Origin of the sequence: Lysinibacillus sp. FSL M8-0216 (genome assembly GCF_038595555.1) — a bacterium.
GTDB lineage: Bacteria > Bacillota > Bacilli > Bacillales_A > Planococcaceae > Lysinibacillus > Lysinibacillus fusiformis.
The window spans coordinates 322850-342444 of record NZ_CP152007.1 but is presented as its reverse complement, the minus strand read 5'-3'; the positions used below and the strand labels follow the sequence as shown (position 1 = coordinate 342444).

25 protein-coding genes and 1 other RNA gene are annotated in these 19595 nt (G+C 35.7%); 10 read left to right on the top strand and 16 right to left on the bottom strand.

Translation table 11 applies throughout. The features are described from left to right. Nucleotides 1–26 precede the first annotated feature (26 nt). Nucleotides 27–563: a zf-HC2 domain-containing protein gene (locus tag MKX57_RS01680; RefSeq protein WP_036222825.1), complete on the top strand. Its 537-nt coding sequence runs from the start codon at nucleotides 27–29 to the stop codon at nucleotides 561–563. Nucleotides 564–597: 34 nt separating this feature from the next. On the opposite strand, the gene MKX57_RS01675 is transcribed toward MKX57_RS01680, so the two are convergent. Beyond that, nucleotides 598–936 carry a zinc ribbon domain-containing protein YjdM gene (locus MKX57_RS01675; protein WP_008176276.1) on the bottom strand — a complete coding sequence of 113 codons (339 nt, stop codon included), beginning with the start codon at nucleotides 934–936 and terminating at the stop codon, nucleotides 598–600. Nucleotides 937–1182: 246 nt separating this feature from the next. Here MKX57_RS01675 and ssrS point away from each other — a divergent pair. Next, a non-coding RNA gene (ssrS, locus tag MKX57_RS01670) (6S RNA) lies at nucleotides 1183–1375 on the top strand. A gap of 37 nt (nucleotides 1376–1412) precedes the next feature. Here the strand turns inward: ssrS and MKX57_RS01665 are convergent. Continuing rightward, nucleotides 1413–1571, bottom strand: coding sequence for a hypothetical protein (locus MKX57_RS01665; RefSeq protein WP_008176280.1), 159 nt, complete (start codon nucleotides 1569–1571; stop codon nucleotides 1413–1415). A 66-nt stretch (nucleotides 1572–1637) separates the two neighbouring features. Between MKX57_RS01665 and MKX57_RS01660 the strand changes: the two genes are divergently transcribed. Then, entirely contained in the window at nucleotides 1638–2099 is a 462-nt protein-coding gene (locus MKX57_RS01660) for a hypothetical protein (protein WP_237068742.1), read from the top strand. A gap of 50 nt (nucleotides 2100–2149) precedes the next feature. Here the strand turns inward: MKX57_RS01660 and ytxJ are convergent, their stop codons facing one another. The 6 genes from ytxJ to MKX57_RS01630 form a co-directional block, all read right to left on the bottom strand. Continuing rightward, nucleotides 2150–2479, bottom strand: coding sequence for a bacillithiol system redox-active protein YtxJ (gene ytxJ / locus MKX57_RS01655; RefSeq protein ID WP_008176284.1), 330 nt, complete (start codon nucleotides 2477–2479; stop codon nucleotides 2150–2152). Nucleotides 2480–2579: 100 nt separating this feature from the next. Beyond that, entirely contained in the window at nucleotides 2580–2993 is a 414-nt protein-coding gene (locus tag MKX57_RS01650) for a VOC family protein (protein ID WP_089985926.1), read from the bottom strand. A 69-nt stretch (nucleotides 2994–3062) separates the two neighbouring features. Continuing rightward, nucleotides 3063–3704, bottom strand: coding sequence for a 3-oxoacid CoA-transferase subunit B (locus MKX57_RS01645; protein ID WP_342531667.1), 642 nt, complete (start codon nucleotides 3702–3704; stop codon nucleotides 3063–3065). After that, nucleotides 3704–4411 carry a CoA transferase subunit A gene (locus tag MKX57_RS01640; protein WP_342531665.1) on the bottom strand — a complete coding sequence of 236 codons (708 nt, stop codon included), beginning with the start codon at nucleotides 4409–4411 and terminating at the stop codon, nucleotides 3704–3706. Before MKX57_RS01640 ends, MKX57_RS01645 begins: the two co-directional genes overlap by 1 nt. A 119-nt stretch (nucleotides 4412–4530) precedes the next feature. Then, nucleotides 4531–5403, bottom strand: coding sequence for a LysR family transcriptional regulator (locus tag MKX57_RS01635; protein WP_342531663.1), 873 nt, complete (start codon nucleotides 5401–5403; stop codon nucleotides 4531–4533). Between the two features lie 223 nt (nucleotides 5404–5626). Next, nucleotides 5627–6265, bottom strand: coding sequence for a LysE family translocator (locus MKX57_RS01630; protein ID WP_008176294.1), 639 nt, complete (start codon nucleotides 6263–6265; stop codon nucleotides 5627–5629). 166 nt (nucleotides 6266–6431) lie between these two features. On the opposite strand from MKX57_RS01630, the gene MKX57_RS01625 reads away from it, so the two are divergent. Beyond that, complete coding sequence (locus MKX57_RS01625; protein WP_008176296.1) at nucleotides 6432–6854, top strand: SRPBCC domain-containing protein; 423 nt, start codon at nucleotides 6432–6434, stop codon at nucleotides 6852–6854. Next, nucleotides 6854–7174, top strand: a complete 321-nt coding sequence (locus MKX57_RS01620) for a metalloregulator ArsR/SmtB family transcription factor (protein ID WP_036222843.1) — start codon at nucleotides 6854–6856, stop codon at nucleotides 7172–7174. The genes MKX57_RS01625 and MKX57_RS01620 overlap by 1 nt, the downstream gene beginning before the upstream one ends. A 35-nt stretch (nucleotides 7175–7209) precedes the next feature. Here MKX57_RS01620 and MKX57_RS01615 read toward each other — a convergent pair whose 3' ends face one another. From MKX57_RS01615 to MKX57_RS01590, 6 genes are all read right to left on the bottom strand, one after another. Then, nucleotides 7210–7989, bottom strand: coding sequence for a YqhG family protein (locus MKX57_RS01615; protein WP_008176300.1), 780 nt, complete (start codon nucleotides 7987–7989; stop codon nucleotides 7210–7212). 16 nt (nucleotides 7990–8005) lie between these two features. Next, complete coding sequence (locus tag MKX57_RS01610; protein WP_171365369.1) at nucleotides 8006–9520, bottom strand: SNF2-related protein; 1515 nt, start codon at nucleotides 9518–9520, stop codon at nucleotides 8006–8008. A gap of 107 nt (nucleotides 9521–9627) precedes the next feature. Continuing rightward, entirely contained in the window at nucleotides 9628–9885 is a 258-nt protein-coding gene (locus tag MKX57_RS01605) for an AraC family transcriptional regulator (RefSeq protein ID WP_342531656.1), read from the bottom strand. Next, nucleotides 9882–10394, bottom strand: coding sequence for a hypothetical protein (locus tag MKX57_RS01600; protein ID WP_342550702.1), 513 nt, complete (start codon nucleotides 10392–10394; stop codon nucleotides 9882–9884). The genes MKX57_RS01605 and MKX57_RS01600 overlap by 4 nt, the downstream gene beginning before the upstream one ends. A gap of 114 nt (nucleotides 10395–10508) precedes the next feature. Continuing rightward, nucleotides 10509–11558, bottom strand: coding sequence for an NAD(P)/FAD-dependent oxidoreductase (locus MKX57_RS01595; protein WP_171365371.1), 1050 nt, complete (start codon nucleotides 11556–11558; stop codon nucleotides 10509–10511). Between the two features lie 876 nt (nucleotides 11559–12434). Then, nucleotides 12435–13115 carry a hypothetical protein gene (locus tag MKX57_RS01590; protein ID WP_342550701.1) on the bottom strand — a complete coding sequence of 227 codons (681 nt, stop codon included), beginning with the start codon at nucleotides 13113–13115 and terminating at the stop codon, nucleotides 12435–12437. A gap of 342 nt (nucleotides 13116–13457) precedes the next feature. Here MKX57_RS01590 and MKX57_RS01585 point away from each other — a divergent pair, with 342 nt between their 5' ends. From MKX57_RS01585 to MKX57_RS01565, 5 genes are all read left to right on the top strand, one after another. Beyond that, nucleotides 13458–13877, top strand: a complete 420-nt coding sequence (locus tag MKX57_RS01585) for a hypothetical protein (protein WP_342531646.1) — start codon at nucleotides 13458–13460, stop codon at nucleotides 13875–13877. A 553-nt stretch (nucleotides 13878–14430) separates the two neighbouring features. Next, entirely contained in the window at nucleotides 14431–15009 is a 579-nt protein-coding gene (locus MKX57_RS01580; protein ID WP_342550700.1) for a dienelactone hydrolase family protein, read from the top strand. Nucleotides 15010–15021: 12 nt separating this feature from the next. Further along, the gene (locus MKX57_RS01575; RefSeq protein WP_342550699.1) at nucleotides 15022–15981 is read left to right on the top strand and encodes a LytTR family transcriptional regulator DNA-binding domain-containing protein; all 960 of its coding nucleotides are present in this window, start codon (nucleotides 15022–15024) and stop codon (nucleotides 15979–15981) included. A 146-nt stretch (nucleotides 15982–16127) separates the two neighbouring features. Then, on the top strand, nucleotides 16128–16976 hold the full coding sequence (locus tag MKX57_RS01570; protein ID WP_008176316.1) for an ABC transporter ATP-binding protein: 849 nt from the start codon (nucleotides 16128–16130) through the stop codon (nucleotides 16974–16976). After that, on the top strand, nucleotides 16973–17680 hold the full coding sequence (locus MKX57_RS01565; protein ID WP_008176318.1) for an ABC transporter permease: 708 nt from the start codon (nucleotides 16973–16975) through the stop codon (nucleotides 17678–17680). Before MKX57_RS01570 ends, MKX57_RS01565 begins: the two co-directional genes overlap by 4 nt. 17 nt (nucleotides 17681–17697) lie before the next feature. Here MKX57_RS01565 and MKX57_RS01560 read toward each other — a convergent pair whose 3' ends face one another. Both MKX57_RS01560 and MKX57_RS01555 read right to left on the bottom strand, forming a co-directional pair. Then, complete coding sequence (locus MKX57_RS01560; RefSeq protein WP_342550698.1) at nucleotides 17698–18849, bottom strand: ATP-grasp domain-containing protein; 1152 nt, start codon at nucleotides 18847–18849, stop codon at nucleotides 17698–17700. 113 nt (nucleotides 18850–18962) lie between these two features. Next, nucleotides 18963–19547 (bottom strand): GNAT family protein, encoded by a 585-nt coding sequence (locus MKX57_RS01555; protein ID WP_342550697.1) that lies wholly within the window; start codon nucleotides 19545–19547, stop codon nucleotides 18963–18965. Between the last annotated feature and the right edge of the window lie 48 nt (nucleotides 19548–19595).

The window sequence follows — 19595 nt, the reverse complement described above, 5'->3', positions numbered from 1 at the left end:
AAAGGTAATTGAATGGAGGGAGAGTTTTGTCAGAAGATTGCCCAATTGTAGAAGATTTATTACCGTTATATAAGAAACAAATGCTCCAAGCACCAACATTAATATATGTAGAGCAGCATTTAGCAAGTTGTTCGCACTGTCAGCAGCTCTTTAGCTCAAAACCAATTCAAAAAGAATACATACCGATGAAAAAAACGTTATCTTTTTTTCATCTTATATTTATTGTACTTTCTTTCATGTTTGCCATTAATTCATCGTTACTTGGCAATCAAATGGGCTTTGTCATTTCGTATGCCATTTTCGGTTGTCTGTCTTACCTTTTCTATAAAAACATTTGGATTGTTTTTATCATTAGCTCTGTGCCTGTATTTGTTTGGGCGATTATCGACAACCTTACGAATGAGCTCTATATTACCACCTACTCCTTAACAGAATTTGGGGCACTTTTGATGGGAGCAGGCTATATCGCTCTCTTACATACGATTTTTGCCTTAGTAGGTGCGGCCTTTGCCATTTTATTACGCAAAATTTTTAAAATAAATACTAATAAAAAAAGCGTCTAAACATTCGTGTGAGTTTAGACGCTTTTTCAATTCACTATGCTTTTTTCACAAATTCTGACTTTAATTTCATAGCGCCAAAGCCATCAATTTTACAGTCAATATTATGATCCCCTTCTACAAGGCGAATGCTTTTTACCTTCGTTCCTATTTTTAAAGTGGAAGAACTCCCCTTTACCTTTAGGTCCTTAATAACCGTAACTGAATCACCATCAGCTAACAGATTACCATTTGCATCTTTGACAACAAGTGCATCTGTTTCTGATTCCGTTGCGTCCATGCTCCACTCATGCGCACATTCAGGACATACATAATTCGTTCCATCCTCATATGTGTATTCAGAATTACATTTTGGACAATTTGGATAAGCTGCCATTTCTGCTTCCTCCTTTTACTTTTTGCTAGATAAATCCTCTATATGCTCCTATCTTTACATAGTCGTCCATAATAAGCAAAGGTTGTTCGTATTTTTTGTTCGTATTTGTGAAAATAATATGAAGCTCCAGTTCCTTTCTAAAGGTATTTGTCGTTACGTATTGCATAATTTGGGACACCTGCCCATTGACTTATTTCAAGCAATCATCTTACTTGCATGTTTGTCGATCATGCTTTAATATATCCATAAAGGCTGCATTGTTCGTATAATATTAAGTTTTAACCTTTAAGCTGTAAAAGGGAGTTTTATTATTGGAGTTGGAATGACGGGCCTCACACTACGGTGCATGAGGATAAGCAGGAAAACTTCTGCGAACACCCACTTTGAGGAGTGGTGGTTTAAAACTTTCTATAATAACTACGGCATACGCGGCTTTTTATATTACATTTACTTTTACAGCACCTTAGCCAATGTGGTTAAGGTGCTTTTTTATGTTTGAAAAATGTATCTAAATCCCACATACGCATTTGCCCTAAAGCACCTGCTATATCTTCAATTTTAAATATCCTATTTCTAAACCCCTCAAAAAGGACATGTTCATCTACCGTTTTAAATCCTAGTTTTAAAAAGTGCATACAACCTTCTCATATTTTGTATAATTCCCTTCCAATTTGCGCATATATGGAGTAACAAGGGAGGTAATGATATTGAAAAAGTTAATGTATGTAATGGTATTTGCTTCACTGCTTCTAACAGCTTGCGGAAAGAGTGACGATCCAAAAGAGGTCGCAGTAGATCAAAATACTTCCGTTGAAGATATTGTCGGAGCAATTGTTAAAAATGAGTTCACGGTTGAAGAATCCAAAGGTGTTGTCACAATATCTATACAAGATACGGATGTGACAGAAGGTTCGAAAAGTCAGATGCTGAAGGACTCCACTAAAATTTTTGCTGATTTGTCCAAGCTGAAAGATGTGAAGACACCTGCTGTTACTTGGTATGCTCCACTTACTGAACCAAATGGAGATAAAACCATGACAGAAGTATTGAATATTTATTTTAGTGAAGAGGATTATCATAAAGTAGATTGGGCCAATTATTTACAGGTTGATATCGAGTCAACTGCAACGAATTATCATGAAAGTGAAGCTTTAGAGGATTAATTTTATTGAAACAAAAGATACCCCCCCATGTATGAAGGGGTATCTTTTGTTTATTTCACATATAGGCTAAGTCCCTCCGCTAAAAGAGACTGTTTTATTTTGTAGTGGGTTGCTTGCCAAATTCCTTTACCACCCTGCAAAATTATAAACTGTGGTGATTCGTGCTTTACCTGTAGATCACGTTCTATGGCGTTGGAAACATCACGTTCCTTTTGGACAATGACTACATATTTAGGTAATTCTGTCGCTAATGCTTTGAACTCCTTTAAAGCTGAAATGCTACTTATACATGTCAGACTAAATTTTAAGACAAGACATGGCATTTCGTGAGATTGTTCTAACACTTCTTTCCAACTATCCAAAGTTTTAATTCGTTGCATATATAAATACCCCCCTTATAAATTATATACTATATAGGGTATTTATTTTGACAAAAAAAACACGAGACTACGATTATAGCTCGTGCATTCCTTCTTCTGTTTAAATGCCCTCTGTATTCATTAATACAAGGCGCCAGCCATCAGGGTCCTCAATAGTAATACCCTTCTGCATCCAATATGGATTTTCAGGCTCTACTTCAGGGTACCCCATTCGTGATAAGCGTTTAGTAATGCTATGAATGGTTTCTTTGTTTGGAATATAGAGCACTAACAGATTATCCTTACTTGGAGCAGGACAAGGGCTCCCTTCAACATGTTCTGTAAATTCCAAATGATAGTGTGCATTTGGAAGACCAACCATTATTCCTGTATAGCCACGATGCCCAGAAAAAGACCCAATTTTCTTTAAACCTATACCCTCACAATAAAATCGTTCAATTTCTTTTAATTGATCTGTTGGCCTTGCTACTCTGACCTGTGCAACTGCTAGTTCATTTGTCCATTTTTGGTCCATCCGAAACTCTCCCTTTTTAAACGAGTATAGGATGATACAACCACGTTGAAAACAGTCCTAAGTCTGAAATTATTGTGCTAAAGCTATATGAAACGAAGCCGCAGTCTTTGCTTTTACTTCCTCTACAGTAACGCCTTCTGCTAATTCAATAAGCTGCATCCCATCTTTAGTAAAATCAAATACAGCTAAGTCTGTAATTAACCGGTGGACAACACCTTTACCTGTTAATGGGAGTTCACATTGTTTTTTTATTTTGGATTCACCGTTTTTATTAACATGTTCCATAACGACGATGACTCTTTTTGCTCCTACTACAAGGTCCATGGCGCCTCCCATTCCTTTGACCATTTTCCCTGGAATCATCCAATTTGCCAGATCCCCGTTCTCTGAAACTTCCATACCGCCTAAAATAGCAAGGTCAATATGGCCACCGCGAATCATAGCAAATGATTCTGCACTATCAAAAAATGAGGCACCTGGCATAGCTGTCACGGTTTCTTTCCCAGCATTAATTAAATCGGGATCTACGTCATCTTCAACTGGATAAGGACCGATGCCAAGTAATCCGTTCTCTGATTGTAAAAGTACTTCATAATCGGCTGGAATAGCATTGGCAACTAAAGTTGGAATACCAATACCTAAATTTACATTCATGCCATTTTGAATTTCTTTTACTGCTCTATTTACGATTCTTTGTCTTGTATCAGCCATCACGCTTCCCCCTTTTTCACTGTTAAACGCTCAATACGTTTCTCATAATTTTCACCCAATAAAACGCGTTGAACGAAAACTCCTGGTGTATGGATATGATCTGGGTCTAACTCGCCAACTTCTACAATTTCTTCAACCTCAGCAATGGTAATTTTACCTGCCATTGCAGCTAGCGGATTAAAGTTACGTGATGTTTTTCTATACACTAAATTACCTATCTTATCTGCTTTCCATGCTTTAACTAGAGCAAAATCAGCAGTAATTCCTTTTTCTAATATATAGTCTTTCCCATCAAAAACCTTTACTTCTTTGCCTTCAGCAATGGGCGTACCAACTCCAGTAGCTGTATAAAACCCTGGAATCCCTGCTCCTCCTGCACGTAGGCGCTCAGCAAGTGTTCCTTGAGGCGTTAACTCTACCTCTAACTCACCACTTAAAAATTGTTGCTCAAAAATTTTATTCTCACCTACATAAGAGGCAACCATTTTTTTTATTTGCTTATTCGCTAATAGTAAGCCTAAGCCCCAATCATCTACACCGCAGTTATTACTGACTACTGTTAAATCCTTGGTGCCCTTTTGCACTAAAGCTGCAATAGCCTTTTCTGGTATACCACATAGACCAAATCCTCCTACTGCTAACATATCTCCATCCTTAATATCAGCAACCGCCTCTTCAAATGAACCCCACACTTTCCCATCCTTCATCTCGAAACCCCCTAAAATTGCTCGTTTATTAAGAAAAATTCTACCTTATTAACATTTTACAAGTAAAGGAATTAATTAGAATACCACTTATTCCAAAATAGAATAAATCGCTATATTTCTTACTTACGTATCGTATTAAGTAACTGTTTTAAGGCATACGATTGATATGTATTTTTTTTGGTGATAATCCCCAAACGCCAAGGCATGTCAAAATTAGCTAAGGGAATCATTTTGACATTATTATTTGTTTGCTTAGTAGCAATAGAATATGGCAGTAATGTTATTCCTAAATTTGATGAGACCAGTTCAACTATCAAATCCCACTGCGAACTTTTATAGCCTATATTTGGTGAAAATCCAACACTTTCACATGATTTAATCACATAATCATGTAAAGCGAACTCCTCAGCAAAAATAATAAAGGTTTCATTTTTTAAATCCTGCAATTGTATTTCGTTAAACTGAGCTAATGGGTGTAGTTCATTTATAAATACATAAAATTGATCTTCTACAAATGGCTGAACCGAAAACTTCCTTTCATCGGTCGGTAGTACAACAATCCCCATATCAACATCACCGTTTTCTACTAACGTACCCACCGTTTTTGCACCTCGTTCAACAAGCTCCAAATGCACGTCAGGATATTGTTGATGAAATTCTCTAGCCATTTTCGGAAAAAATAATGTCCCAATTAAAGGTGGAATCCCTAGCTTGATGGAGCCTTTCTTTATATTTAATAAATCATCTAGTAAAATGTGCAGGTCTTGAACGGAACGCATGATTTTTTGCCCCTGTTTAAAAACAATACTACCTGCATCTGTTAGCTCGACATTGCGTGTAGATCTATTCAATAGTTTTACATGCAATGTATCTTCTAATTTTTTTATGCTTTTACTTAATGAAGGCTGAGATACAAATGTTTCATTCGCAGCCTTCGTAAAGCTACCATGCTCGACAACAGACATAAATGCTTTTAAATCTCGTAATTCCATAAATATCTTCCCCATTTATTCTTTTTGATGAAAGTCTCAGCAAAATTCTCTTATAGTAATTAATTCTTCTTCATCTATGGTAATCCTTCTAGAAAAAATAAGTGCACGGAAACTACAACTATCATCCAGAAGATATTCCTTGATTTTCCACACACCTCTTCAACAAAAAAATACACCACCTATCATTAGATTTTTACATCTAAATATAGTGGTGTATTGACTATTAGTGGGCCTTTTCCAATGCTAATTTAATGCCGAATCCTATTAACACAGCACCTGTCAATCCTTCGATTACTGCCTTAGTAGTTGGCCTTTTCATAAATGCACTAATGCGATCTAATAGATAGACATAAAATACAAACCATAACATCGTTAAAGCTGTATATATTAATCCCATCATTAAAAACGGTAGGAATGTTCCACTCGTTCCATCCACAAATTGAGGAAGAAATGTTAGGAAAAATACAGCCACCTTCGGATTCGTCACATTAGTGAGGAACCCTTGCTTAAAGCATGATTGATGTGAGTACTTATGATCCATATTAGCTTCATCCTGCACTTCGGGTGATTGTGCACGAATTGTCCGTAAGGTCCACAATGTTTTAATACCTAAATAACATAAGTAAACTGCACCAATATACTTTAATGCAGCAAACACATAAGCTGATTTCACAATAATAGCGGAAAGCCCAATGACAGCTGCGCACGTATGAATCAATAAACCACCGCAAGACCCTAAAATAGTCTGCAAGCCACCTTTTCTACTTACAATCAAGGTATTCTTTGTCGCAATAGCTGTATCTGGACCAGGTAAAATTATGAGTAAAATGCACATAACTAAGAAAACAGAGATGTTAACCATTTTGCTCCCCTACTTTCTGTCAGAAAATTATAAAAATAATTGTAGCATATGTACTTCCTTACAGAAAGATACTAAATTTTTTCTTTTAACATTGACATACAACCATTAGGTGTTATATATTCATAACACCTAATGGTTACATTTTATCTATAAAGGAGATTGACACATGAGCGGAAAATTACCCGATATTGTTAAAACAATTACACTTAATGCACCTATAGAAAAGGTGTGGGATACTGTAGCAACTGCAGAAAAAATTGCTGCTTGGTTTATGCCCAATGATTTTCAACCTATTGAGGGACATGAATTTACGATTCAATCGCCGTTTGGTCCTTCACCCTGTAAAGTTGAACGTGTAGATGCGCCACATTTTCTAAGATTTGCTTGGGATGAGGATGGTTGGTTCGTTACTTTTGAGCTAAAAGAAGTTGGAGAACAAACAGAATTTACCTTAACACATGGTGGCTGGAAGGAAGCCTCACATATTATTCCTAAAGCTAACGCTGCTACTGAAGCCATTCGCACAAAAATGGATGGCGGCTGGACAATGATCATCCACCATAAATTAAAAGAAATTGCAGAAGCCTAATGATCCAAGAAGCAATTAAATATGACGTTTTTCAGGCAATTGCAGATCCGACAAGAAGAAATGTTTTAAAGCTACTTGCATCTAGTGATAGACCTATCTCTAATATTTCAGAGCATTTTGCGATTAGTCGAACAGCTGTTGTGAAGCACTTAAAAATTTTAGAACAGGCAGAGCTTGTGTCTGCTCAAAAAAAAGGTCGCGAAAAGATCTACACTTTGCATAGTGAGCGTTTAAAGGAAATTGAGGATTGGCTCCAATACTTTCATTTATTCTGGGACAATAAATTGGCGCAGCTACAAAGCCTGGTGGAAGACAATTAAAATATGGAGCTGTCTTATTAGGGACAGCTCCTCATTTAAAAGAGATAAAATAATCCTCCATTAATAATGTCAATTTTAATTTTAGATTCGTATTGCTCCTCTAATGCTTTTCTTTCAATTTCATAGCATTCCGGTTTATCCTCTACATCCTCATAAAAATAATCCAATACTCGTTGATCACGTTGCCATCTCTTTTGCGCTTCAATGGCCCACGAATGATCATCCTTTTCAATAATGGATTCCACTGCTGCATTTAATCTTTCAAGAGCACGTACTGGTTTTATTATATATTGCACATGAAAAACATTCTCTGCTGGTTCGGAGTCATAATCTGAGGCATAAATCGATTCATGAAAATTCTCTTTGATAACACCCGTTAATAAATTAATACCAAATGAATACATCATTTCTTTTGTCCGATCACAGCAATAGGAAACTTTAAAATTAACGCCTAGCCATGGAGTAAGGATAACCTGCCCCATTGCATGATCAACTTTTTCAAATAATTGGACATAGGCACCTAGTTCTCCTGTCGCATGAAAAAGCTGATTTAACCGTGGTGAGCCATAATGAATAACTTCACCAAACAAGTTACCGGCCATAGCTGTCTGATCTGTAATAAAGGTCACTTGAGCTGGGTTTGGTTCACTATTAGTTGCCTCTATATATTGCCAATAAAATGGTCTATTCATAATCCTTTTATCAATATCTACCGTCAACTGCACGGTCAAAGAATGATTCTCTTCCCCTAAAATAGGGCATTCATTTTCGGCGAAAAATCCCTTTAAATACTCATGAACTTGCTGCGGATACATAGTTTCCCTCCTTACCTCATACTGATTTTTTTAAGTTTGTTAAAATGGCATCTAAATCACCAACCACTTTTTCAAACACATCGATTTTGGTATGAAGTAATTCTAAGATTTTTTCTTCAATGGTATTTTCAATAGCAAGATTATATATGTGAACATCATGCTCCTGCCCCAAACGATGGACACGACCAATTCGTTGCTCTAGCTTCATAGGATTCCATGGTAAATCATAATTGATGACATGATGACAAAATTGAAGATTTATTCCCTCTCCACCAGCCTCTGTGGCAATGAGTACTTGTGCTCTTTCTTTGAATAAATGCTTCATATAATCTCGTTTACTTTTATTAAATTTACCGTTAAACAATACACTTGTAATACCTTTTGAATGTAAATACCATTGTAAGTAGATTTGAGTTGCACGGTATTCTGTAAAAATAATAACCTTATCCTTCGCCTGTTCAATAATCTCAATCGTCTTTTCTGCTTTAGAATTCACTTCTAACGCCATTAGTTTGGCTAAAATGTCTTCCATTTCTTGTGATTGTCCATGCTCCTTCAGCATATTTGTTAATGTTAATGCTGTTGCTTCCTTGCTACTGCACATTTCCTTCTGCAAAGTAATTAATGCAAAAGATCCTTTGTTTTCAAGTGAGCCAAGGAGATCGTAAACTTCTCTTTCTTCTTCCGTAAAGGTAATCGGCACAATTTGAACGCAACGATTGGTCCATTCAATACCTGTATCTTCTCTTCGATTTCTCACCATCACCTGATTGACCAATTCTTTCAAATAATCATCATGTTCTAGATGATGCTTACTGGCTGAAAAGGCCGATTGGAAGGTATCATAGTTCCCCAGATGTCCTGGTTTTAATAAGGAAATTAAATAATATAATTCGAAAACATCATTTTGTATAGGAGTGGCAGTTAATAATAAGCAAAACTTTTTCTTTAATCCTTGGACGAACTCATAAATTTGTGTTTTATTATTTTTTAATTTATGGGCCTCGTCAATAATAATCATATCGTAATCCTGCTCATAAATACGCTCCCTATGAGGGCTCTTTTTCGCCGTATCCATACTCATGATAATGACGTCATAGCGCTCTATTGGACAATTTTTTTTATAAGCAATAGCAGGTATATGAAATTTTAAATTTAACTCTTCAATCCATTGATTAATAAGGGAAGCTGGCGCTAATATTAATGCCTTCTTCACAAGGCCCCTTAACAGATATTCCTTTAAAATCAAACCCGCTTCAATTGTTTTACCAAGACCTACTTCATCTGCTAAAATGGCTTTTCCATTCATGCGTTCAATGACTGTTTCAGCTGCTTCTAGCTGATGTGCAAGAGGTTTTAAATTTGGTAAATACTTTGTAGCTTGTAGACCTTTGAAATCAGGGATTAATTTCATTTTGACAATATCATAGTTCATCTTATATAATGTCCAGCTATGCCATTGTTCAAGATCATTGACGCGATTGATAAAGCCTTCTTCCCATTCTGACGACCTCTCTATTTTCATGATCATCACCCCACCATGTCAGTATTTCTCCTTAGGTTGTCCAAAAAAGAGAAAGCTATGTTCGATCTATACAAAAAACACCCAATGAATGTAATTTTTTCATCGAGTGTTTGTTAATTCATCTGTTTGCGGAAAATACTAGGTGATAAACCTGTCACCTTTTTAAAGACACGACTAAAATAAAAATAATCCGTATAACCTACTCGATCAGCTATTTCCTTTATAGAAAAATCAGATGACCTTAATAGCATTTTGGATTTTTGAATACGTAAATCAGTTAAATAAACATGGGGACTGACACCCATTCTTTTTTCAAATACATAGCTCAATTTTTTACGGTCCCAATTACATTCATTAGCTATATCGCTCACAGTAATATTCTTTGTAAAATTTTCTTGTATACGTCAAAATGGATGCTATGTTTTGATAATCTTTCACCTTCATCAATAAAATTATTTCCTCTAAAATATTTAAAAAGAGTACTTTGGATTGAAGAAATGATAAATGAACTACCCTTTTGATTTGTTGCGATTAATTGCTGCACTATGTTCATTAATTTCATGTGCTCTACAACCTGTAAAGGAAAATGACTATTATAAAGAGGAAGTTTCGCCTGTTCTTCATCAGATAGGTGAAAGTAAATGACTACATATTCTAATTTGGCCTCATTAACAGCTAAGAATCGACTGGGGAAATTGGGACCAACATGGGGGATTCGTCCTTTTTTTATGTGATAATTAGTGCCTTCTATTTTAACGTCACCTATCCCATTGATTGGGAAGATAAGTCTAGCTACATTTTCCTTTGTCTCGCTAGTCTCAGCAACCGTTTCAGAAGAAATCTGATCAGTAGTGACAGACGTAAATGTTAAAGGTGCCATTGTATAGAATTCTATAATTTCTTGCGTATTTATACTGAATAGCTCCCTTCCTATAGCATGTTTTAAAACAACAAGAAAGGAACACCTAAAATGCATGAGTGCTCCTAAGATTGATTATTTTAAGCTTTCCTGTAATAGCTTGCGATTACGTTGTTTGAAAATATCATTATGTGAGGATACAATACCGCCATCAGAAGCATCTGGCTGAATATACTTCTTCGCACTATTAACTGCGTGCAATGAATCATGAAAAGCTGCTGCAATTAAATGGATTTTGCCATCATGGTGCAAAATATCTCCTGCCGCATAAAGACCCGGAATAGATGATTCACTATTTATAGTACCAGCTATGAAATAGTCGTTTTTACGTTCAATTGCTAATGGACTATTATCTAAAAGTTCCTTATCACGTACATAGCCATGACTGATGACAACTTCATCGATAGGAATTTCCGTCACAGTACCTGTTTCATGGTTTGTTAAAGCAATTGCTTTAATCATTCCTTCTTGATCATCTGCAATTAATTTTGTAATTTCAGAATTATAATGGCATTCAATCGCACTATTCGTAAGCTCCGTAATTTGAGCCTCATGTGCAGACAATTGATCTTTTCGATACGTTAAATAGACCTTTGACGCCACTTCCATTAACTCTAGTGCCCAATCTACAGCTGTATTACCGCCACCAGAAATAATGACCGCTTTATTTTTAAATTTTTCATAGGATTTGATAGTATAGTTTAAATTAGATACCTCAAATCGTTCAGCTCCCTCAATCTCTATTTTTTGAGGATTAAGGATGCCACCACCAATAGCAACTATGACCGTTCTTGAATAGTGAATATTCCCAGACTCGGCTGTAATAACGAAAATACCCTCTTCGTTTTTAGCAATTGATAATACCTTTTCATCTGTATAAATAGAAGGATTAAATGTTAAGGCTTGCTCTACTAACTGCTTAATGAGTTGGCCACCTGAAATTGGCGTAACGCCCCCAATGTCCCAAATCATTTTCTCTGGGTAAACGTGGATTTTTCCCCCAAGCTGCGACTGAGATTCAATTAGCTTCGTCTTCATTTCACGTAAGCCACAATAAAAGCTAGAATATAAACCTGCTGGTCCTCCACCAATGATCGTTACATCATACAATTCTTGTTCAAACAATACTTAACACACCTTTCGTTTATGTTTATTTCCTATCTCAACAATTGGGCTGCGGCATCAGCTGAACTACAACCCCTACTGTATACTTTTCATCTTATAAAAATGCTTATTATTTCCTTCCTCCCCTATTATACGATAATGATAATCATTATCAAGTAAAACTTCCCCTTTTCAAAGCTATTTTGTCATTTCTTACTATTATTTAAATCATTTTTATATCGTAATTCCATCGACCATGCACTCTCAAACTAACATTAATTGCTAGTTTTAATATGTATGAAGTATAAAGTAATAGCTGTCCTAGCAGCAGGCTCCTCCTTAGCTATACGAGCTTTGCTCCAATAAGAGATAGAGCCCTTTTTCTGTTGAGACTAACGGTGCAGGTTAGTTTAAGAGTGTTGTTTAACTTGTGTTCAACAATCGGGCCATATTATTGAATAACATTTTTATATGACACGTACCAAACGACGCTTTGGGAAGGTTACTGTTTGAAAGCCCTTGATACTGAAGAGGATCAGCGGACAAAACGCGGATATTATACGCTAAGGGATAACCAAAATTCATACCAAAATCAAGATACTAAAATATACAGTAGATATCCTTTTTTGTTAAATGCAATCAAATACATGATATATCTAGTGTTTCAGCCTTTACGTATAAAATATGTGTTTTGACGGTGCTATCCCGTATATAACTTTTAGGGGGACGAAATGGGAACAACGCAAATAAAAGAAGTAGCGAGAATGAAAGATGAATTTTCCTCTTAAACAAAATTAAACAGCCAATTCCGGTAAAATACCGTGAACTGGCTGTACAAATAAAGCTATTTGCTAAATTGTTTTCGAGAAAATTTAAACTTAAAATGATTTTTTCATTTTAATAAAGTGAATACTCATACGATAAATTTATGTTTTTACGAGCATACCATTTGCCGTCGATGCCCCCTGATATACTGAAACCAGCCTTCTCGAACCCTGCTGTCATATCTTGAGTAGTTTCAGCAGCAAGAGTTGTAGCTCCGCTTATGTTTACTTGAGTTGTTGGGAATTTGCCTGTTGTAGATATGCCATTTGAATTCTGTTGTTCGATATATGAATTTGAACTACCTATTTCCCACCAAGTTCCTTGAATTCCTTTGATTTCACGGAAAGATTGCGATGAATAAATTTCTAATCGAGCCTTTAAGTATGCTTTACCATAACCTGTACCAGTCGATTGTGAAACTTCTCTTTGAACATAATTTCTAGCCGAAGAAAGTTTTCCTTGAGCAGAAATTTCAGTAATCGATTCATTAGTTTCTACTTCTTGAACAGAAATTTCAGTAATCAATTCATTAGTATCTTTGTCATAGACATTTATTTGTTCAATACTCGGGTCATTAGTTTCTACTTCTTGAACATAAACTTCACTTTTTGCATAAGGGATTTTAACGAAAAGGTCACCCACCTCTTCTTTAAAAGAATCTGTTTCAGATGCACTTGCTATTTCTGTAAAACTGAACAATCCACCAATTAATAATACTGCTGCTAATGAGAAAAGAGATTTTGACTTTTTCATTTTTTCCTCCTAAATTATGATTTACTACTGTTGTGAACCGCAATTTCCCTTGCTTAGTGCTTACCTTATAATAGTTTAATTTTTACCTATTATGGATTTTATGATACAATAAATACATAATAAGTCAATTTTAATAATATTAAAAACTACCAGTAGCGTCGACTTTTGATAACGGTTTTAGTCTGCAATCTGCTGGGATAGATACTCATTTAAAGCATGGAATATAGTTTGCTGTGGTAGAATATTTTCAAAGGAAGTGTTTATATGAAGGGATTTCTAAAGTATTTAAGTGTCCTATTCTGTTTAGTTTTATTAGGCGGGTGTAGCGAGCAGGTCAAGGAGGTGGACGGTGAATTTTTATTAGGGCAATTCGGTACTGATTGGAAAAAAGAAACTTATCATGTGGTAGTACCAATTCAATGGACGGGTGATTCACCGATAACGTTAAAATCGATTGAATTCGTTAAAGATTATCCAGACCCGCTTACTACATACGAAGAAGATGGTATAAAGTATGAGATTTTTGGAGCAGACCCATTAAGGAGAACTGGTATACACGGCGAAACATATGATAGGGAGTTAAAAAATATAAACGGTTTAGAAATTAATGGTGAAGGAAAAATTGTGATAAAACTTTCGCTGGGTGATGTAAAAGCAGATAAAGCACGGAGGTTGAAAATTAAATTTGATAGTGACGGAGAAGAAGTTGAAAAAATTGTTGTATGGAAAACACTTGAACAAATAACAACGGAAAATCGTTAAAAATTTATATGTTTTGTTATCAGAAATCATTAAGTTTCAGAGATTATAATATATACAAACTAAATCTTAATAACGTTCCCAAATCAAAGTTGGGCAGACGCAAAGGGCTAAGAAACGCTGAAAAACAAACGTTTCTTGGCTTTTTCTTTGGATATTGGTTATACAGCTTTTTATACAAAGGTATATAAAGATAGCCACAATAAGACTTTTCGATACTTTGCAGAAAACGTTGTAGGGGGTATTATCTGAATAAAAAACTGCATATAGAGATGTTGTAAATCTTTATTTTTCTCAATCCTATACTTTAATTGCTGGGGATTTAGATGAAACAATATTCAACAATCGGGCACATTAGTTGAATAAGAAACTAAATAAAGGACCACACATATTAGATATATCTAAATTGTGTGGCCCTTTATTTTCAACACTTTTCCCCATCTAACCTAAATATAAACTATTCTAGTAAAATAAAAAAACCCAATCCATTAATTACTAAAATATACGTAAACGTTAGTTTTTGTTACACTATTGGAAAAAGCGAAAAGAGGTCGTCATGAAAAGAAAAATATTTATATTACATGAAATATACGGCATCAATCAATTTATCAAAGAACAAGCCCAATCCTACCTTGACGAGTATACCTCCGTTTGCTGTGTTTCACTTTATCCAGAAGGAAAATCCTTTTCATACAAACAGGCACAACAAGCTTATGATTATTTCTTACATACAGTCGGCTTTGACGCACCTCTTGAGATGTTATCCAAAAAACTACTAAAGGCATGTGAAAAATATGATGAAGTAGTGCTAATTGGATATAGTGTAGGTGCCACATTAGCCTGGAGATTATCAACTCTTCCCTTACATCGAGTTATTTGTGTTTATGGCTCACGAATACGACAATTCTTAGATGTCCAACCATCATGTCCAACTTTGGTCATTTTACCTAGCTATGAAAGTAGCTTTGATGTGAATGCATTAAAACAGGAACTCAGACATAAATCCAATGTTCAAATGGAGCAATATCAAGGATATCACGGTTTTATAGATACTTATAATTCCAATTTTTGTCCAACTAGCTACATGCAAGCACACGCAAAAATCTTAAACTTTTTACGAGTAGAACAACATTAGGAGGAACAAACAATGGAACAACATATAGATATTTTGGTTGACCCTTATATTGAGGGAGGTAATGTGATATATCCGAGCTTTCCTATATCCTTACAACCCGGCATGATTATCGGCATCTACACGGATATTTCTAAAATACATACTTTAATGCAATGGTTTATGAAACGAGATCATACATTTACATATTTCCGCGAAAGTGCACTCTATGAACGCCTTACTGTTCGTGAGCATATACGTTTTTATTTAAAATTATTCAAACGTCCAACTAATGAGGTTGAGGATTTATTAAAGATATTTAGCTTAACTGATCAAAGAAACATTCGAATTAGTAAGCTTTCTACTAGTGAAAAACAGCGATTAAAGCTATTGGGTACATATCTTCAGGAAGTGTCTCTTCTTGTATTAGAAGAACCCTTTCAAAATATCGATGAGTTTTCCAAGCAAAATGTCCAACAAATACTAAAAACACTCACAAAAAGGCAAAAAAGCATCATTTTACTTTCTAATAATCTAGAAGACTTAATGATTGCAAGTACTGCTATACATAGATTAGATGGGGCCGGCTTACATACCTTGGATGTTAAAGCGGAAGAATTAGAGCAAACACCACCTCCCCAACTTGAAAATTCACCGATTCGCATTGATAAAATTCCAACAAAGAAAAATGACAAGATCATTTTATTCAATCCACCAGAGATTGATTATATTGAAAGTGTGGAAGGTATCGTTTCTGTTAATGTTGCAGGTGAAGCCTACCCATGTACACTATCACTGAATGAGCTAGAGCAAAAACTGACACCATTCGGCTTTTTCAGAAGCCACCGTTCATACATTGTTAACCTACAAAAGGTTCGAGAGATCATTACATGGACACGCAATAGCTATAGCCTTGCACTCAACAGTACTGATAAAACCATTGTGCCTTTGTCGAAAAATAAACTAGCAGATTTAAAGGAAATACTCGGAATTTAGTAGATTTCCCAGGAAATAAACGACTCCTGTCACCTTCCATATTGTTTCGTTGATGGTCTTTTTTCCGCCTCTCATCTAATTTTTGCTGTGAACCTTTCACTTGTTGTTTATAGTTTAGACATCAACAACAAACAGGAGGCTTACACATGAACGCAGTAATTGATGTACAGCATTTGAAAAAAATCTTTAATAAAGAAACCGCCCTACAAGATGTTTCCTTTACTATACAAAAAGGAGAAATATTTGGTTTCCTTGGTCCGAGTGGCTCTGGAAAAACAACTACTATTAAAATATTGACTGCGCAAACTGAAAAAACGGCTGGAAATGTTCTATTATTTGGACAGCCAGCAGCTGACATGAAACAAAGTCAAAATCGTAAACGTTTTGGCATATTAACAGATAATAGTGGTTTGTATACTAGGTTATCTATTGAGGAGAATTTATTACTCTATAGTAAGTTATATGAGCTGTCAGTCACTGCCGTTAAAGAAGCTCTTGATTTTGTGAACTTATATGCTGATCGTAAAAAGAAGATTAGTCAGCTATCAAAGGGAATGATACAGCGGGTTACACTGGCTAGAGCTATTATGCATAAGCCCGAATTATTATTTTTAGATGAGCCTACTTCTGCCCTTGATCCTGTAAATACAGAACATATCTATAATGGTTTACGAAAACTGAATGCCATGGGGACAACGATATTTTTAACAACACATGACATGAGCGAAGCCGAAATACTTTGTGACCGAGTTGCTTTTCTGCATAAAGGGAAAATTCGAGCAATTGGTGCTCCAAGCGACTTGAAGCAGGAATTTGGCACCGATTCTCTGACTGTTGAGCTTACAGATGGTACACAAGAAGTTATTCAAAACGGCGCTCAAGATGCTGAGAAGCTGTATCAATGGATGAAAGCCAATGTCGTTACTCGAATCCATACAAATGAACCAACATTAGGCGATATTTTTATGCAAATAACAGGGAGTGATTTAGTATGAATATTTCAATGACAAGAATTCAAGCTATATTAATGAAAGATTATAAGGAATTTTCACGTAACTATGCTGTATCTTCGATGGTACTCTTACCGATAATTTTGGCATTTTTATATAACCAATCCGGTGCATCCTCTATCAACGCTTATCTCTTACCTATTAATATGACATTTTCAATGGTAACGGCTTATATACAATGCTGTTTAATTGCGGAGGAGAAGGAGAAAAATACATTACGCAGCCTGATGCTCTCCCCTGCCTCACTAGGAGATATATTAATTGGTAAAAGCTTATTTGTTCTTATCGTAACGATGATCGTGGTAGCTATGTCTATTTTTATTGTCGGATATAAACCATCTAACCTACTCATTTTAGCGATTTCATTAGTACTTTCTACTGTATTTTATATTGCACTTGGAACGATTTGTGGACTATTTTCTAAGTCTATTATGGAAGGTTCCATCATTGTTTTACCGGTTATCATAATTTTCTCTTTTGGCCCAATCGCCCTAAATTTTGCTTCTACTTATCCAATCCTAAAGATTGCAGAATGGTTACCAAGCTCACAATTATTACTGTTAGCAGAAGCATTAGAAGGTAAATATTCAATGTCAGATGTATTCATTCCTATGATTACGATAGTTGTATGGTCTCTACTTTCTTGGTTTCTCGCTGCATTTATTTATAAAAAAAGAATGGTCGATTAATGACCATTCTTTTTTTACTATAATAGTTCCTGCTCAAGTTTTTCAATCTCGCTAAGTTGATCGGCATACCATATTCCAACGAATCTAGAGGGAACAGGTTCATCGAAATAATCCCCGTCATAAAATGATAACGGAAATAATATTTTCTGTTCAACAAACTTCTTAATGGTTTGAAAGAAAACTTCATTTTCCTGTGGACTTTGTGCAACATAGGAGGCAAATTTATTGATAGGCTTACCTAAAGTATCATGAAACATTAGCATAGAGGTGGAGCCATTTTGGCGGAAATTCAAATCAATAGCCTGAACATCACCAGCCTCTGTGACAATTAAATCAAACCCTGCCACACCAACGAATCCTTCTGCAACGCCTTGCTCCATAATATGTCTTCCTACTTCGATGACCTTTTCAGGAACTTCATCTACTATTATATTACCGTGATAAATACCGTTTTCATCGGTAATTTGTTGAGAGGCTCCTAAATATTGAATACCTAGCTCCTCGGAGTAGACAAATTGACAGCTATAATTGTCCTTTGTCTGTAATAACTCCTCAATAATTATGCTCTCCGTTCCAGTCATTCGGAATTGCCGCAGACCTTCCGTCAGTTCCTCTTTATTATGGCAAATGATGACTCCATATCCTCCAGAGGTTGGGGAATCATCGCCCGGCTTAAGGACCACAGGCGGTTGCCAATTTTTGATGGCATCTGAGAGCCTATAGGTTTCAACATTTAAACGACTCGGAACAAATTTGCTATCGATTAAATGATCAATATATGCTTTTGAATTCAATTCATTAAATTTCTCGGCATCCATCCAATAGCATTGACGGTCCATATGATCCAAGTCATGTATATATTGACAAACAATCGTTTTGTCGTCTTCACACCAAGAACGAATATGAGCTAAATACTCCTCCTGTGTGTCATAACTAAAAGGCTGTTCGACCCATGGTAAACCTGTTAATCGATGTAGTTCCTGAGCTTTTTCAGTTTGGGTAGCTCGGTGCACTAATACAGGAATATCAGCAATTGCTACTTCTCTAGAGGTTAGGGCATCCAGTTTATGAGGATCGTCCATCATCCATGGATTATCACTAAACGGCGTTCTTGGTGTATAAACTGCATTCTCACCATAGATTTGTCTTAGCGTGTATTTTGGTTTCAAGTAGATTACCCTCTTTCAATTTTTAAGTACTCTACCCTTCCCCTTATTTTTTGACACTTTTTAATAGAAAAAAAAGTCTTAGCGGCCAATAAAAATCCATTAAAACCCAAATATTAATTAGATTCGCCTAATAATTGATTTAAGTGAATTTTCACCTGCGGCCACTCCTCTAACGTCATACTATACATGACTGTATGGCGAGTGGTTCCATCTTTACGAATCATATGATTCCGTAATACACCTTCCTTTGTCGCTCCTATACGCTCAATAGCTTTCTGAGATTGAATATTTTCATGATCAGTTTTGATTTGAACTCGCTGTAAAAGAAGGATTTCAAAACAGTATTGTAATAATAGGTATTTACAATTTGTATTAATAGCGGTACGCCAGTAGGCTGGTGTCAGCCATGTTGTTCCTATTTCAACCCGCTGATGTGTATCATCTATATCCATAAAACGTGTAGACCCTATGATCTCTCCCGTCTTTTTATCCACAATAACGAAAGGAAATTCTGTTTTATTACGCCTCATTAATAAAGCATTTTCCACAAAGTTATTCACATCCACGATTTTTTCAATCGTTGTGGACATATGTGGCCATATTTCTGGATAACTCGCCGCCTCTAGTATCCCCGATAAATCATTTAACTCTAAAGGCTTTAGTTTAACTATTTCATTTTCTAATGCAATAAATTCCATGATGTATCACTCCTTTTTTAATTATTTAACGGTAAAATTGATATGATG

Coding starts and splice junctions, on each gene's coding strand:
- MKX57_RS01675 (WP_008176276.1), bottom strand. CDS start 936: ATGGCAGCTTATCCAAATTGTCCAAAATGTAATTCTGAATACACATAT.
- MKX57_RS01665 (WP_008176280.1), bottom strand. CDS start 1,571: ATGCACTTTTTAAAACTAGGATTTAAAACGGTAGATGAACATGTCCTT.
- MKX57_RS01660 (WP_237068742.1), top strand. CDS start 1,638: ATGATATTGAAAAAGTTAATGTATGTAATGGTATTTGCTTCACTGCTT.
- ytxJ (WP_008176284.1), bottom strand. CDS start 2,479: ATGCAACGAATTAAAACTTTGGATAGTTGGAAAGAAGTGTTAGAACAA.
- MKX57_RS01650 (WP_089985926.1), bottom strand. CDS start 2,993: ATGGACCAAAAATGGACAAATGAACTAGCAGTTGCACAGGTCAGAGTA.
- MKX57_RS01645 (WP_342531667.1), bottom strand. CDS start 3,704: ATGGCTGATACAAGACAAAGAATCGTAAATAGAGCAGTAAAAGAAATT.
- MKX57_RS01640 (WP_342531665.1), bottom strand. CDS start 4,411: ATGAAGGATGGGAAAGTGTGGGGTTCATTTGAAGAGGCGGTTGCTGAT.
- MKX57_RS01635 (WP_342531663.1), bottom strand. CDS start 5,403: ATGGAATTACGAGATTTAAAAGCATTTATGTCTGTTGTCGAGCATGGT.
- MKX57_RS01630 (WP_008176294.1), bottom strand. CDS start 6,265: ATGGTTAACATCTCTGTTTTCTTAGTTATGTGCATTTTACTCATAATT.
- MKX57_RS01625 (WP_008176296.1), top strand. CDS start 6,432: ATGAGCGGAAAATTACCCGATATTGTTAAAACAATTACACTTAATGCA.
- MKX57_RS01620 (WP_036222843.1), top strand. CDS start 6,854: ATGATCCAAGAAGCAATTAAATATGACGTTTTTCAGGCAATTGCAGAT.
- MKX57_RS01615 (WP_008176300.1), bottom strand. CDS start 7,989: ATGTATCCGCAGCAAGTTCATGAGTATTTAAAGGGATTTTTCGCCGAA.
- MKX57_RS01610 (WP_171365369.1), bottom strand. CDS start 9,520: ATGATCATGAAAATAGAGAGGTCGTCAGAATGGGAAGAAGGCTTTATC.
- MKX57_RS01600 (WP_342550702.1), bottom strand. CDS start 10,394: ATGGCACCTTTAACATTTACGTCTGTCACTACTGATCAGATTTCTTCT.
- MKX57_RS01590 (WP_342550701.1), bottom strand. CDS start 13,115: ATGAAAAAGTCAAAATCTCTTTTCTCATTAGCAGCAGTATTATTAATT.
- MKX57_RS01580 (WP_342550700.1), top strand. CDS start 14,431: ATGAAAAGAAAAATATTTATATTACATGAAATATACGGCATCAATCAA.
- MKX57_RS01575 (WP_342550699.1), top strand. CDS start 15,022: ATGGAACAACATATAGATATTTTGGTTGACCCTTATATTGAGGGAGGT.
- MKX57_RS01570 (WP_008176316.1), top strand. CDS start 16,128: ATGAACGCAGTAATTGATGTACAGCATTTGAAAAAAATCTTTAATAAA.
- MKX57_RS01565 (WP_008176318.1), top strand. CDS start 16,973: ATGAATATTTCAATGACAAGAATTCAAGCTATATTAATGAAAGATTAT.
- MKX57_RS01555 (WP_342550697.1), bottom strand. CDS start 19,547: ATGGAATTTATTGCATTAGAAAATGAAATAGTTAAACTAAAGCCTTTA.